Consider the following 15468-nt stretch of genomic DNA (forward strand, 5'->3'; position numbering starts at 1 on the left):
CCGGTGATAAGTTTAATGTTTACGAAGACGAAAGAGAAGCTAAACAAGTGGCGGCAAAACGCACACAGTTGATGCGTGAACAATCGGTTCGTACGCAAAAACACATTACACTTGCGGAAATTGGAAGACGTATTGCTTTAGGACAATTTAAAGAATTGAATATTATTCTTAAAGGAGATGTGGATGGTTCTGTGGAAGCATTATCAGATTCCTTCTCTAAACTATCAACTGAAGAAATATCTATCAAAATTATTCACAAAGGTGTTGGTGCAATTACAGAATCAGATGTATTATTAGCTTCGGCTTCTGATGCAATTATTGTTGGATTTAATGTTCGACCTGCCGGTAATGCGAAACAACTAGCAGATAAAGAGGAGATTGATATCAAGACATATTCAATCATTTACGATGCAATTGATGACCTGAAAGATGCGATGGAAGGAATGTTGTCACCGGAGATGAAAGAAGAAGTTACAGGTACAGCAGAAATCAGAGAGACTTTTAAAATCTCAAAAATTGGAACAATTGCCGGATGTATGGTTATTGAAGGGAAGATTATCAGAAATGCTAAAATCCGTTTGATTCGTGAAGGTGTTGTTATTTATACAGGTGAATTAACTGCTTTGAAACGATTCAAGGACGATGTAAAGGAGGTTTCTAAAGGGTACGACTGTGGTATGCAGATTAAAGGATACAATGATATTGAAATCAACGATTTGATTGAATGTTTCCAACAAGTAGAAGTAAAGAAAAAGTTGAAATAAGAGTCGCTTTTAGTCATAAAAAAATCCCGATCGGGATTTTTTTGTTTGAAAAAACTGCTATTTATTTGGCTTGATCAAAAATGCATTGGGATATTTCTTTTTGATTTCAATTAAATTTCTTTCTGCTTCAATTCGAGTTTTAAAATTACCCACCCAAACTTTATAAGAAGGTGTGTGAAAAATAATCGTACAATCAATTGTTTTTACCTCTTTTTTAAATTCAGTCAAAACCTTTCTCGAATTTTCATTATCACCTGTAAAAATTTGAATTTTCCATCGATCAGATACCGTAATGGAAGAGTTAATAGTCCTTTTTTCTGTTAGTAATTGTTCAATTTGAGGGTCTTGCTCAACAGTAACCGTTTGCCCAGAAACAGCCACCGGTAAAATAAAAAGAAGTACAATTATCAGTTGAAATTTGGAGGATTGAGACTTGAATATTTTCATAAAGTTTTGATTTTAATACAAATGTACTACGAATGACTTTAAACAAAAAATAAAAAATTATTTAGAATAAATATAAATTACGTTTTAGGAGTATTTTAAGGTTTTGAGAATAGTTCATAAGTCGTATTTTTGTCGAAGTTTTGAATAAAATGGATGTTTTATTGAGGACTATAGAAAAAATCATACCAAAATCAGTCGACAAATTATAACTACTTATATGAAAAAGGTGGGTAACCATAATTCGATTTCCGAAGTACTAAAATTCAGTTTAGCTTTAATGCTGACTTTTTCAATTCAACTTTTTGCTCAAGATGCAACTGCTCCGGCAGATGCTGCTGCTCCGGCTGCTCAAACAGCACCTGCTGCAATGGCTTCCGGTGATGTTGCTGCAGGAAAAGCACTATTCAACGCACAATGTGCGGCATGTCATAAACTAGACGCAAAAATGACAGGTCCTGCATTGAGAGGTGTTGGTGCCAAATATGAAAAAGAGTGGTTGTACAAATGGATTCGTAACAGTGCCGAGTTAATTAAATCGGGAGACGAACGAGCAAATAAAATTTACAATGAGTTTAACCAGTCTCCAATGACTGCTTTCCCTCAGTTATCAGATGCAGATCTTGATAATATCATTGCTTATACAATGGAGCCTAAAGCTGAAGTTGTTGCAACTGCTGCTGCGGGTACTGACCCAACTGCCAAAGGTGCTGAAAGTGGAATTTCAAACGAAGTTATCCTTGGTGCTTTAGCTTTAGTTTTAGCAATGTTGGTAGTAATGCTTTTCTTGGTAAGAAATGTATTGACTAAAATTGCACAGGCAAATGGAATAGAAGCTGCTCAAAAAGAACCTTCACTTCCTATTTGGAAAGCATTTGCTAAAAACCAATTTTTAGTTTTAGTAACTGTTATTTTCTTTTTATTGTCGGGGGCTTATTTTGTGTATGGATGGATGATGCAAATTGGCGTAGACCAAAATTATGAACCTATACAACCGATTCATTATTCCCACCGAATTCACGCGGGTGATAATGGAATTGACTGTAAATACTGTCACTCTTCCGCTAGAGACAGTAAACATTCTGGTATTCCTTCTTTAAATGTTTGTATGAACTGTCATAAAAATATTGCTGAGGTTGCCGAAACTACACTGGCTGAAGGAAAAGAATATGGCGTGGATTACAACCAAGAAATCCAAAAATTATACGATGCCGTGGGTTGGGATAAAACAAATCAAAAGTATACAGGTAAAACACAGCCGGTAAAATGGGTGCGTATTCACAACCTTCCTGATTTAGTGTATTTCAATCACGCTCAACACGTAACTGTTGCCGGAATTGAATGTCAAACATGTCACGGTCCGGTTGAAGAGTACGAGTATCAAAAACAATTTGCTCCGCTCACAATGGGCTGGTGTATCAATTGTCACCGTGAAACAGAAGTGAAATTGAAAGACAACGAGTACTACAAAAAAATTCACGAAGAACTTTCTAAAAAATATGGCAAAGACAAATTGACTGCTGCCGATATGGGAGGTTTAGAATGTGGAAAATGTCACTATTAATTAATTTATTAAGAAGCTAATATATATACAGTATGTCATCAAACAAAAAATACTGGAAAAGTGTTGAGGAACTAAATGAAAATAGTTCTATTGTTGAGACGTTAAGAAATAACGAATTTGTGGAAGCAATTCCAACGGATGAGTTTTTGGGAGATAAAGACAGTTTGTCAAACTCTTCAACAACTAGACGTGATTTCTTAAAGTACGTTGGTTTTAGTACAGCTGCCGCTTCGTTAGCAGCTTGCGAAGGGCCGGTAATCAAATCTATTCCTTATGTGGTTCAACCGGAACAAATTATTCCTGGTATAGCTGATTATTATGCAACTTCTATGTTCGACGGTTTTGATTTTGCTAATCTATTAGTAAAAACACGCGAAGGTCGTCCGATCAAAATAGAAAACAACACGATTGAAGGTGCTAAATTTAGTGCAAATGCACGTGTTCATGCCTCGGTTTTATCGATGTATGACAATATGCGTTTGAAACAACCTAAAGTAGATCAAAAAGACGCAACTTGGTCCGATGTGGATGCAAAAGTAAAAGCTAGTTTGGCTGATGCAAAAGCCACAGGAGCACAAGTAATTCTTTTAACGGGTACTTTAGCTAGTCCTTCTACAGAAAAATTAGTAAGTGAATTTCTAGTAAATAATCCAACTGCAAAACATGTCGTTTATGATGCAGTTTCTTCTTCAGAAGCCTTAGATGCTTTTGAAGCAGTGTATGGAGAAAGAGCTTTAGCTGAATATGAATTTGAAAAAGCTTCAACGATTGTTTCTGTTGGAGCAGATTTCTTAGGAGATTGGCAAGGTGGTGGTTACGATAAGGCGTATGCTCAAGGAAGAGTTCCTAAACAAGGGAAAATGTCGAAGCATATCCAAATGGAAGCAAACATGACATTGTCAGGTGCAGCTGCCGATAAAAGAATTCCAATGTCGGTTGCAGAACAAAAACAAGCTTTAGTAAAGATTTTTAGCATTGTTACAGGAACTCCTGTTGCTGTTGGTAAATTATCAAACGAAGCTGAAATTGTTAAAATTGCAGGACAATTAAATCAATCTGGAACTAAAGGAGTTTTAGTTTCCGGTATCGATGATAAAAATGCGCAATTGTTGGTTCTAGCAATTAATGCTAAATTAAACAGTGAAGCTTTCAATCCAAATCAGACTCGTCAAATCAGAAAAGGTTCTAACCAAGCAGTTGCGCAGTTAGTGGCTGACTTAAATGGTGGGAAAGTGCACACACTTATTATGAGTGGAGTGAATCCGGTTTATACTTTAGCAGAAGGTAAAGCCTTTGCGGATGGATTGAAAAAAGCAAAACTTTCTGTTGCTATTTCTTTGAAAGAAGATGAAACAGCTTCTTTAACAACGATTGCAGCTCCAGCTCCTCATTATTTAGAGAGTTGGGGTGATGTGCAAATCATCAAAGGAACTTATGGTTTGACGCAACCAACGATTCGTCCGTTATTCAATACACGTCAATTACAAGATAATTTATTGGTTTGGAACGGAAATGCTAAAACGTACTATGAGTATTTAAAAGAATCATGGACTGGAGTATTAGTTGGTAAAACTTGGAATCAAGCAGTGCATGATGGAATATTTGTTTCGGCAACTGTTTCTTCAAATGTTGCAACCGGGGCTGATTTTTCAGCAGCAGCTTCCGCACTAGCACAAGCAAAATCAAGTGGTGAATTAGAATTAAATTTATATACCAAAACCGGTATGGGTGACGGACAACAAGCCAACAACCCATGGTTACAAGAATTCCCGGATCCTATTACTAGAGCTTCATGGGATAATTATTTAACCATTTCAAAAGCTGATGCTGAGAAATACGGTGTTGAAAATCATAATGTTGCCAATGGCGGATTGAACGGAAGCTATGTAACTGTTACAGTTGGTGGGACAAAACTTGAAAGAGTTCCTGTGATTATTCAACCAGGACAAGCTAAAGGCACTATTGGTCTAGCATTGGGTTATGGTAAAAAAGCAGCTTTGAAAGAAGCAATGCAAGTAGGTGTGAATGCTTATACTTTATATAAAGGATTTAATGCAACACAATTTGCATCAATTGGATTAGAAAGTGGCGAACATGAATTTGCATGTGTTCAGTTGCAAAAAACATTGATGGGTCGTGGAGATATTATTAAAGAAACCACTCTTGATATCTTTTTAAACGAAAAAGATACTAAGAAATGGAACCCACCACCAATGGTCTCAATGGATCACAAACCTATTGAAGCTACTAAAGTTGATTTATGGGAAAGTTTCGACAGAAGTGTTGGACATCATTTCAACTTGTCAATTGACTTAAATTCTTGTACCGGTTGTGGAGCATGTGTGATTGCATGTCATGCTGAAAACAACGTTCCTGTTGTTGGAAAAACGGAAGTACGAAGAAGTAGAGATATGCATTGGTTGCGTATTGACAGATATTATTCTTCAGAAGATACTTTTGCAGGGGATAACAAGAAAAAAGATGAGTTTAACGGTTTGACTGGTGATAAAGGGTCCTTAAGTGGATTTGGAGAGTTAGAAAGCCCAGCGGATAACCCTCAAGTTGCATTCCAACCTGTCATGTGTCAGCACTGTAATCACGCACCATGTGAAACAGTTTGTCCGGTTGCTGCAACTTCTCATAGTCGTCAAGGTCAAAACCATATGGCGTATAACAGATGTGTGGGTACTCGTTATTGTGCCAACAACTGTCCGTATAAAGTACGTCGTTTCAACTGGTTCTTATACAACAAAAACAATGAATTCGATTTCCATATGAACGATGATTTAGGTCGTATGGTGTTGAATCCGGATGTGAATGTTCGTTCAAGAGGGGTTATGGAAAAATGTTCAATGTGTATTCAAATGACACAAGCTACTATATTAAAAGCGAAAAAAGAAGGTCGTCAAGTCAATGCTGACGAATTCCAAACGGCTTGTTCAAATGCTTGTTCAACGGGTGCTCTTGCTTTTGGAGATGTAAACAACAAAGAAAGTGAAGTTGCCAAATTGGTTGAAGATGATCGTATGTATCATTTGTTAGAACATGTTGGAACTAAACCGAATGTATTCTATCACGTAAAAGTTAGAAATACTTAGTCAATTAAATTAATAAGAAATACTATAAAGGATTATGTCGTCTCACTACGAAGCACCCATTAGAAAACCTTTAGTTATAGGTGATAAATCATATCACGATGTAACAGTAGATGTCGCTGCTCCTGTTGAAGGAAGAGCAAATAAACAATGGTGGATTGTCTTTTCAATCGCATTAACCGCTTTCCTTTGGGGAGTAGGTTGTATGATATACACCATCTCTACCGGTATCGGAACATGGGGATTAAATAAAACTGTTGGTTGGGCTTGGGATATCACTAACTTCGTTTGGTGGGTTGGTATCGGTCACGCTGGAACATTGATTTCAGCGGTACTTTTACTTTTCCGTCAAAAATGGAGAATGGCGATTAACCGTTCTGCAGAAGCAATGACCATTTTCTCAGTAATGCAAGCGGGTTTATTTCCAATCATTCACATGGGTCGCCCATGGTTAGGATATTGGGTGTTACCAATTCCAAACCAATTTGGTTCTTTATGGGTAAACTTTAACTCACCTTTACTTTGGGACGTATTTGCAATTTCAACGTATCTTTCTGTATCACTAGTTTTTTGGTGGACAGGTTTGCTTCCTGACTTTGCAATGTTAAGAGACCGAGCGATAACACCTTTTACAAAAAGAGTGTATTCCATCTTATCATTTGGATGGAGCGGAAGAGCAAAAGACTGGCAACGTTTTGAAGAAGTTTCGTTAGTTCTTGCCGGATTAGCAACTCCTCTTGTACTTTCCGTACACACGATTGTATCCTTTGACTTTGCTACATCGGTAATCCCGGGTTGGCATACAACTATTTTCCCTCCTTATTTCGTGGCAGGTGCCGTTTTCTCAGGTTTCGCAATGGTAAACACCTTGTTGATTATCATGAGAAAAGTATCCAAATTAGAAGCGTATATCACTATTCAACATATCGAATTAATGAACATTGTAATCATGATTACAGGTTCGATTGTAGGTGTTGCCTACATTACTGAGTTATTTGTGGCTTGGTATTCTGGTGTAGAATATGAACAGTATGCGTTTTTAAATAGAGCTACAGGTCCTTACTGGTGGGCATATTGGGCGATGATGACTTGTAACGTGTTCTCTCCTCAGTTCATGTGGTTCAAGAAATTAAGAACGAGCATCATGTTCTCCTTCATTATTTCGATTGTAGTAAACATAGGTATGTGGTTTGAGCGTTTTGTAATTATCGTAACATCGTTACACAGAGATTACCTTCCGTCATCATGGACGATGTTCTCCCCAACGTTTGTTGACATCGGAATTTTTATTGGAACAATTGGATTCTTCTTTGTATTATTCCTTTTATATGCGAGATCTTTCCCTGTGATTGCTCAAGCGGAAGTAAAAACAATCTTGAAATCTTCAGGTGAGTTTTACAAAAAAAGAAGAGAAGAAGAAGGACATCACAATCATTAAGATAATTAGTAGTAAGAAATTATGAGTACTAAAGTTATACAAGCACTATATAATGATGATGACATCCTGATGGATGCCGTGAAAGAAACACGTAAAGCACATCATCATATTGAAGAAGTTTATACTCCTTTTCCGGTTCACGGATTGGATAAAGCGATGGGGTTAGCTCCAACAAGATTAGCAATTGCCTCTTTTATGTATGGCGTTGTTGGTTTGAGTGTAGCTACTTGGATGATGAATTTTATTATGATTCAAGATTGGCCGCAAGATATTGGAGGTAAACCAAGTTTTAGTTATTTGGAAAACATGCCTGCATTTGTGCCTATTATGTTTGAATTAACCGTTTTCTTTGCTGCTCACTTAATGGTAATTACTTTTTATATGAGAAGTAAATTATGGCCTTTTAAACAAGCAGAAAATCCGGATGTTAGAACTACAGATGACCATTTTTTAATGGAAGTAGCCGTAAACAATAACGAAGATGAATTGGCCTCTTTCCTGAAAGGAACCGGAGCAGTAGAAATTAAAGTAGTTGAAAAGCATTAATATAAAACTATGAAAAGCTTAGTTAAAATAATAGTAATAGTTGGATTGTCCGTTTCGGTTACTTCTTGTTCTGATACGAAAAGTCCAAATTATCAGTTTTTTCCAAACATGTATGAGTCAGTAGGCTATGAAACCTATGCAGAATCAGATGCATTCAATGGGAAAAATCAATTGCAAGGGCAAACCGCTCAAGAGCCACCTGTTGGAACTGTGAAAAGAGGGTTTGAAATATATGATTATGAAAATTCAACGGCCGGTTACGAGTTAGCAAAACTTAATTCACTATCACCTTTGGATTCAATTTCTGAAAAAGAGGCTGCTAAAGGCAAAGAATTATATGGTATTTATTGTGCCATTTGTCATGGTGAACAAGGAAACGGAAAAGGTAAGTTGGTAGAAAGAGAAAAATTCTTAGGAGTGCCAAGTTATGCTGATCGTCCGATCACTGAAGGTAGTGTATTTCACGTGATTACTTACGGATTAAATTCAATGGGTTCACATGCGAATCAATTATCGCAACATGAGCGTTGGTTAGTAACTGATTACGTACTTCAGTTAAAAAGTAAATTATAATTATTGACAACTAGATTGTAAAAGATATGTATACCTTTTCAAGTAAATTAAAGATGTTTTCCTTTGTTCTAATGATAGTTGGAGTTTTGGGAATTGGATATAGTTTTATTTCTGCACCAAAAACAACGGCAGATGTAGAAAAAATTCTTGCTGCAGATGCTCATGCCGGACATGGTGCTGCTCATGATGCTCATGCAACTGCAGGACATGATGCTCATGATGCAAAAGCTCACGCAGAACACGAAGAGCATTTAAAACATGTGTTACATCAATTGAAAAATAAGCCTTGGGCAGCTGTATATGTTGCTGCTTTGTTTTTCATGTTAATTTCATTGGGGGTTTTAGCTTTTTATGCCATTCAAAATGTAGCACAAGCTGGATGGTCGCCTGTCTTATTTAGAGTTATGCAAGGATTAACAGCTTATTTACCCGTAGGATCAGTCATTTTCTTTATTTTGTTGGTTTTATCTGCTTTTCATTACAATCACTTATTTGTTTGGATGGATTCTGAATTATTAGACCCGAAAAATATCAAATATGACAAGTTAATTGCTAATAAATCAGGTTATTTGAATGAGTATTTCTGGTTAATCCGAGCGGCTATTTTCTTAATCGGTTGGAATTTATACCGTTATTTTTCAAGAAAAAATTGCTTGGCACAAGATGAAGCTTCAGACAATTCTTTTTACAAGAAAAACTTCAAAATGTCCGCTGCATTCTTAGTGTTCTTTATTGTTACAGAATCTATTATGTCATGGGATTGGATCATGTCGGTTGACCCACACTGGTTTTCTACTTTGTTTGGATGGTATGTTTTTGCTTCTTTCTTTGTAAGTGGAATTACTGTAATCGCTTTAACTACATTGTATCTGAAATCTAAAGGATATTTAGAATATGTTAATACCAGTCATATTCATGATTTAGCTAAATTCATGTTCGGTATTAGTATTTTCTGGACATATTTATGGTTTTCACAGTTTATGTTGATTTGGTATTCAAATATACCTGAAGAGGTTACTTATTTTGTTACCCGAATTGAGCAATACAATTTACCATTCTTCGGAATGTTAGCTTTGAACTTTATTTTCCCATTCCTGATATTAATCAATACAGATTTTAAGAGAATTACTTGGATAATTGTTATGGGAGGTGTAGTAATTTTATTCGGACATTACATCGATTTCTTCAACATGATTATGCCTGCAACCGTGGGTGACAAATGGTTTATTGGAGCAGGAGAAATCGGATCGTTATTATTCTTCCTTGGTTTATTTATTTTAGTAGTATTTACGGCTTTAACTAAATCACCTTTACTACCTAAGAGGAATCCATTTATTGAAGAGAGTAAACATTTTCATTATTAATATTTAAAGATTTAGACAGATGACAAGTTTGTTAGTACTAGTTGTTTTAGCCTTAGTTTCAGTTGCCATTTGGCAGTTAACCAAAATATTTGATTTAACTCAAATAGGCAGTCACGCTGATAACTCTCAGGTTGCAAATGACAATGATAATAATGTAAATGGCTATTTAATGTTTGCTTTTTTAGTATTCATTTATTTAACAACCATTTTTTGTGTAGTAGAGTATGGTCATTTCCCATTAATGAGTAATTCAGCATCTGAACATGGAGTTGAAGTGGATCGTTTGATGTGGATTTCAATGATTCTTATATTCTTTGTTCAAACAATTACTCAGGCATTACTGCACTATTTTTCTTTTAAGTATAGAGGTAAAAAAGGCAATCAAGCACTATATTTTGCAGATAATAACAAATTAGAAATGATTTGGAGTGTGATTCCTGCAATTACTCTAGCCGGTTTAATCCTTTACGGTTTGTATGCATGGACCAATATTATGTTTGTTGATGAAGAAACAGAAGATGTAATGGTTGTTGAGATTTATGCGAAACAATTTGGTTGGGAAGTACGCTATGCAGGCGAAGATAATGTGCTTGGTAAAGCAAATGTTCGTTATATTGAAGGAATCAACACTTTAGGAGTGGATGCTGCCGACCCAAACGCACAAGATGATATTCAAGCAACGGAATTGCATTTACCAAAAGGTAAGAAAGTTTTGTTTAAAATTCGTTCGCAAGATGTGTTGCATTCAGCTTATATGCCTCATTTCCGTGCACAAATGAATTGTGTTCCCGGTATGGTAACTCAATTTGCTTTTACTCCTTCTCAAACAACTGCAGAAATGAGAGATTCTAAGCAAATTGTAGAGAAAGTAACTGAAATTAATAAAATTAGAGTTGAAAAAAGTAAACTTTTAGTAGCCGAAGGAAAAGAAGCTTTAGAGCCTTACACGTTTGATTATTTGTTGTTATGTAATAAGATTTGTGGAAAATCGCATTACAACATGCAAATGAAAATTGTTGTTTCTGAGCCTAAAGAATTTAATGCTTGGCTGAAAGAAAAACAAACGTTTGCCCAAGTGATGAAAGCAGATCAAGAATCAAAAGAAGTGAAACCCGAAGAAGTAGTTGCACCTGTTGCAGATTCTACGTCCTTGGCTCAAGTTATAGTTAAATAAATAATTTAAAAAAATAAAAACCTCTACTATGTCAGCACACGATCACGCACACGACCACGATCACGGACACGAGCATGAACACCACCATAAAGATACTTTTATCACGAAGTATATCTTTAGTATCGATCATAAAATGATTGCCAAACAATACCTAATCACTGGTTTGGTTATGGGTATTATAGGTATAGGAATGTCGCTGCTTTTTAGAATGCAGTTGGCTTGGCCTGAAGAGTCTTTTAAAATATTTAATGTATTTTTAGGTGATAAATTTGCCCCGGACGGTGTCATGCAAAATGATATTTATCTGGCTTTGGTGACGATTCACGGAACCATCATGGTATTTTTTGTGCTAACGGCAGGTTTGAGCGGAACTTTCAGTAATCTATTAATTCCTCTTCAAATTGGAGCTCGTGATATGGCTTCCGGGTTCTTGAATATGATTTCGTATTGGTTATTCTTTTTATCGAGTGTAATCATGTTGAGTTCGTTATTTGTTGAATCAGGGCCTGCTTCTGCAGGTTGGACAATCTATCCCCCATTAAGTGCATTGCCTCAAGCGATTCCCGGTTCTGGAATGGGTATGACACTTTGGTTGGTGTCCATGGCTATTTTCATCGCATCTTCTTTAATGGGGTCGTTAAATTATGTGGTTACAGTAATTAATCTAAGAACCAAAGGGATGTCTATGACAAGATTGCCTTTAACAATTTGGGCCTTTTTTGTAACTGCTATTATTGGTATCGTATCTTTCCCAGTTTTATTATCTGCCGCTCTTTTATTGATTTTTGATAGAAGTTTTGGAACATCATTCTTCTTATCCGATATTTTTATTGCCGGTGAGGTATTGCATTATCAAGGAGGGTCACCTGTTTTATTTGAACACCTTTTTTGGTTTTTAGGTCACCCTGAGGTCTATATTGTATTATTACCTGCCTTGGGTATTACTTCTGAAATTATTGCAACCAATTCACGTAAACCAATTTTTGGTTACCGTGCCATGATCGCTTCAATTATTGCAATTGCATTTTTGTCTACGATTGTTTGGGGTCACCACATGTTTATCTCGGGAATGAATCCATTCTTAGGTTCGGTGTTTACCTTTACGACTTTATTAATTGCAATTCCTTCTGCTGTAAAAGCATTTAATTATATCACCACTTTGTGGAAAGGTAATTTGCAGTTAAACCCTGCAATGCTTTTCTCAATTGGATTGGTTTCAACTTTTATAACGGGAGGCTTAACAGGTATTATTTTGGGAGATAGCACGCTGGATATTAACGTTCACGATACCTATTTTGTAGTTGCTCACTTCCACTTGGTAATGGGTATTTCTGCTTTGTACGGATTGTTTGCAGGGGTTTATCATTGGTTCCCAAAATTGTTTGGTAGAATGTTAAATAAAAATTTAGGATATGTGCATTTTTGGGTAACTGCAGTTTGTGCCTATGGAGTTTTCTTTCCAATGCACTTTATTGGGATGGCGGGTTTACCAAGAAGATATTACACCAATACAGCATTCCCATTGTTTGATGACCTACAAAATGTAAACGTTATCATTACTATGTTTGCTTTAGTAGGCGGTGCGTTCCAATTGGTATTTATCTGGAATTTCTTCCATAGTATGTTCTATGGTAAGAAAGCCGAAATGAACCCTTGGAGATCAAACACATTAGAATGGACCGCTCCTGTTGAACATATGCATGGTAACTGGCCTGGTGCTATTCCTGAAGTTCACAGATGGCCTTATGACTACAGCAAACCGGGTCATGATGAAGATTTCGTGCCGCAAACGGTACCTATGGGTCCTGATGAAGAACAATTACATCATTAGATTTTTGCATTATTAATTCATATTAAAAGTCCTTCCATTTTTTTGAAAGGGCTTTTTTATTTATCTTTATGGCAACGGTTAATTTCAAGTAAACACTCCAAACAATTCTTATCTTTGTTCACATGAATGACTATTTAGACCCAACGAAAAATAACTACAACCCTGACGAAGTGGATTTGGAAAAAAAGCTGCGGCCGCTTTCCTTTGAAGATTTTGCAGGACAAGACCAAGTTCTTGAGAATTTAAAAGTGTTTGTTGAAGCTGCCAATCAAAGAGAGGAAGCCTTAGACCACACTTTGTTTCACGGACCACCCGGTTTAGGAAAAACTACTTTAGCTAATATTTTAGCAAACGAATTAGGAGTTGGTATTAAAATTACTTCCGGTCCCGTTTTAGATAAACCCGGCGATTTAGCGGGATTGCTTACAAATTTGGAAGACAGAGATGTCCTTTTTATCGATGAAATTCATCGCTTGAGTCCCATAGTTGAAGAATATTTATATTCAGCCATGGAGGACTTTAAAATTGATATTATGATAGAATCAGGGCCGAACGCCCGAACCGTGCAAATCAATTTAAATCCTTTTACACTAGTAGGTGCAACTACCCGTTCCGGATTATTAACAGCACCAATGCGTGCTCGTTTCGGAATTCAAAGTCGCCTGCAATATTATAACACTGAATTACTTACTACCATCGTTCAACGAAGTGCGAGTATTTTAAAAGTGCCTATTTCAATGGAAGCTGCAATAGAAATCGCCGGAAGAAGTCGTGGAACACCGCGTATAGCTAATGCATTACTGCGTAGAGTGCGAGATTTTGCCCAAATAAAAGGCAATGGAAAAATTGATATTGAAATTGCTCGTTATGCTTTAAAGGCTCTAAATGTTGATGCACACGGTTTGGATGAAATGGACAATAAGATTTTAACGACCATTATTGATAAATTCAAAGGTGGTCCGGTAGGATTATCCACTTTGGCAACTGCTGTTTCAGAAAGTGGTGAAACCATTGAAGAAGTCTATGAACCCTTTTTAATTCAAGAAGGTTTTATTATGAGAACTCCTCGAGGGAGAGAAGTTACGGAGAAGGCATATAAACACCTCGGTAAAATTAGAACCACTATTCAAGGGGGTTTATTTGAATAGCCAGAAGCAAAAAAACTATGAGTTTACCCAAATCAATTCCTGAAGTTTCTTTTTTTAGGTTTCTTAATCATGCGAATAACATTTTAAAAAACCCATTGCCTTTTCATTCGGAGAATTTTAAAAAGCTAGGAGATATTTTTCGTTTGAATATTGGATTAGGTAAATCGGTGCTGTTTTGTAGAGATGCGGGATTGTTGCAACATGCCCTTCAGAAGAATCAAAAAAATTATACGAAGTCCTACATTCAAACAAAAGATTTGGCTAAATACGTTGGAAAGGGATTGCTAACAGCTGAAGGAGAACATTGGCAACGACAACGCAAATTAATTCAACCCGCTTTTCATAAAAGTCAACTTGTCTTGTTGTTGGATACTATTCAACAGACGATTTTAGAGGAGTTAAAAAACATCAAAAGCGGAAAGCCAATGGATGTTTTTCCTGTTTTTAATGATTTAGCTTTTCAAACCGTTGTAAAATCTATTTTTAATATTGCGATTTCAGACGCTGATATAGCTTCTTTGCAACATACTACAGAGGCGACCCAAAAAATGTTGGTTCAAGAACTAAGGCAACCTTTTCTTGTTTGGTGGTTTAATTTATCAGGAAAAACCAAGAAGCATTTAGATTTGACTCAAAACTCCAGGATCATTCTAAAAAGATTGGTTGAAGAACGGAAGCAAAGCAACACTAAGCATGATGATTTATTGTACATGCTGTTAGGTGCTACTTATGAAGATGGCACAAGCATGGAAGAGAATCAGCTAGTTGATGAAATTTTAATTTTATTTGCAGCCGGTCACGAAACCACCTCCAATGCATTGACTTTTACGTGCGAGTTATTAGCTCGAAATCCTGATTCGCAAGTGAAAATTTTAGAGGAAATTCAACGAATAAAAAATGAATCGGATGACATCATGCATTGGATTAAAAATGCAACCTATACAAAACTAGTTATTGAAGAATCGATGCGATTGTATCCGCCGGCTTATTTTATTGACCGGGTGAATATTGAAGAAGATTCTTTTAATGGAATACTTCTGCCAAAAGGCTCTACTTTGTTATTTTCTGTGTTCGAAATTCATCGACATCCTGATTTTTGGACTAATCCGGAGGAATTTATTCCGGAACGTTTTTTAGATGAAAACACCAAATTTTCTAAAAATTATTTCCCTTTTGGAGCTGGTCCAAGAATGTGTATTGGAAATAATTTCGCCATGTATGAAATGATTTTAGCCATTATTGCTTTGGTCGAACAATTTGAAATTATTGAAAAGAAAGAACCCATTCAAATTAAACCATTAATTACTTTGAAACCGTATAACGCTGTTTTGGAATTTAAAAGTAGATGATGGAAGATGGAAGCGGGAAGATGGAAGCGGGAAGATGGGAGATGGGAGATGGGAGATGGAAGCGTGAAGATGGGAGATGGGAGATGGTAATAAAAGAAAGACAAAAGGTATTAATTTTAATTTCATTTAAATGAGTTTTAAATTTGAAAAATTAATTATTTGGTAGAAAGCTATGGAT

At 36.2% G+C, this 15468-nt stretch carries 13 protein-coding genes; 12 read left to right on the top strand and 1 reads right to left on the bottom strand.

Going from position 1 to position 15468, the window contains the following annotated elements; all coding sequences use genetic code 11:
* A partial coding sequence (locus ACIQ2S_RS05030; protein ID WP_396173472.1) for a translation initiation factor IF-2 occupies positions 1-764 on the top strand: 764 nt, incomplete at its 5' end.
* A gap of 57 nt (positions 765-821) precedes the next feature.
* On the opposite strand, the gene ACIQ2S_RS05035 is transcribed toward ACIQ2S_RS05030, so the two are convergent.
* Positions 822-1211 carry an SPOR domain-containing protein gene (locus tag ACIQ2S_RS05035; protein ID WP_396173474.1) on the bottom strand — a complete coding sequence of 130 codons (390 nt, stop codon included), beginning with the start codon at positions 1209-1211 and terminating at the stop codon, positions 822-824.
* A gap of 217 nt (positions 1212-1428) precedes the next feature.
* Between ACIQ2S_RS05035 and ACIQ2S_RS05040 the strand changes: the two genes are divergently transcribed.
* From ACIQ2S_RS05040 to ACIQ2S_RS05090, 11 genes are all read left to right on the top strand, one after another.
* Positions 1429-2772, top strand: coding sequence for a c-type cytochrome (locus ACIQ2S_RS05040; RefSeq protein ID WP_396173477.1), 1344 nt, complete (start codon positions 1429-1431; stop codon positions 2770-2772).
* Positions 2773-2804: 32 nt separating this feature from the next.
* Positions 2805-5870 carry a TAT-variant-translocated molybdopterin oxidoreductase gene (locus tag ACIQ2S_RS05045; protein ID WP_396173479.1) on the top strand — a complete coding sequence of 1022 codons (3066 nt, stop codon included), beginning with the start codon at positions 2805-2807 and terminating at the stop codon, positions 5868-5870.
* Between the two features lie 34 nt (positions 5871-5904).
* Complete coding sequence (gene nrfD, locus ACIQ2S_RS05050; protein WP_396173481.1) at positions 5905-7305, top strand: NrfD/PsrC family molybdoenzyme membrane anchor subunit; 1401 nt, start codon at positions 5905-5907, stop codon at positions 7303-7305.
* A 21-nt stretch (positions 7306-7326) separates the two neighbouring features.
* Entirely contained in the window at positions 7327-7851 is a 525-nt protein-coding gene (locus ACIQ2S_RS05055) for a DUF3341 domain-containing protein (RefSeq protein WP_396173483.1), read from the top strand.
* Positions 7852-7860: 9 nt separating this feature from the next.
* Positions 7861-8424, top strand: coding sequence for a c-type cytochrome (locus ACIQ2S_RS05060; protein ID WP_396173486.1), 564 nt, complete (start codon positions 7861-7863; stop codon positions 8422-8424).
* Between the two features lie 26 nt (positions 8425-8450).
* Complete coding sequence (locus ACIQ2S_RS05065; RefSeq protein WP_396173489.1) at positions 8451-9788, top strand: quinol:cytochrome C oxidoreductase; 1338 nt, start codon at positions 8451-8453, stop codon at positions 9786-9788.
* 19 nt (positions 9789-9807) lie between these two features.
* Positions 9808-10962: a cytochrome c oxidase subunit II gene (locus tag ACIQ2S_RS05070; protein ID WP_396173491.1), complete on the top strand. Its 1155-nt coding sequence runs from the start codon at positions 9808-9810 to the stop codon at positions 10960-10962.
* 28 nt (positions 10963-10990) lie between these two features.
* Positions 10991-12793 (top strand): cbb3-type cytochrome c oxidase subunit I, encoded by a 1803-nt coding sequence (locus tag ACIQ2S_RS05075; RefSeq protein WP_396173493.1) that lies wholly within the window; start codon positions 10991-10993, stop codon positions 12791-12793.
* 122 nt (positions 12794-12915) lie between these two features.
* Positions 12916-13941: a Holliday junction branch migration DNA helicase RuvB gene (gene ruvB, locus ACIQ2S_RS05080; RefSeq protein WP_396173496.1), complete on the top strand. Its 1026-nt coding sequence runs from the start codon at positions 12916-12918 to the stop codon at positions 13939-13941.
* A gap of 17 nt (positions 13942-13958) precedes the next feature.
* Positions 13959-15290, top strand: coding sequence for a cytochrome P450 (locus ACIQ2S_RS05085; RefSeq protein WP_396173498.1), 1332 nt, complete (start codon positions 13959-13961; stop codon positions 15288-15290).
* Entirely contained in the window at positions 15290-15424 is a 135-nt protein-coding gene (locus ACIQ2S_RS05090; RefSeq protein ID WP_396173500.1) for a hypothetical protein, read from the top strand. The genes ACIQ2S_RS05085 and ACIQ2S_RS05090 overlap by 1 nt, the downstream gene beginning before the upstream one ends.
* The last annotated feature ends 44 nt before the right edge of the window (positions 15425-15468 follow it).

Source organism: Flavobacterium sp., from assembly GCF_044371705.1.
Taxonomy (GTDB): Bacteria; Bacteroidota; Bacteroidia; order Flavobacteriales; family Flavobacteriaceae; genus Flavobacterium.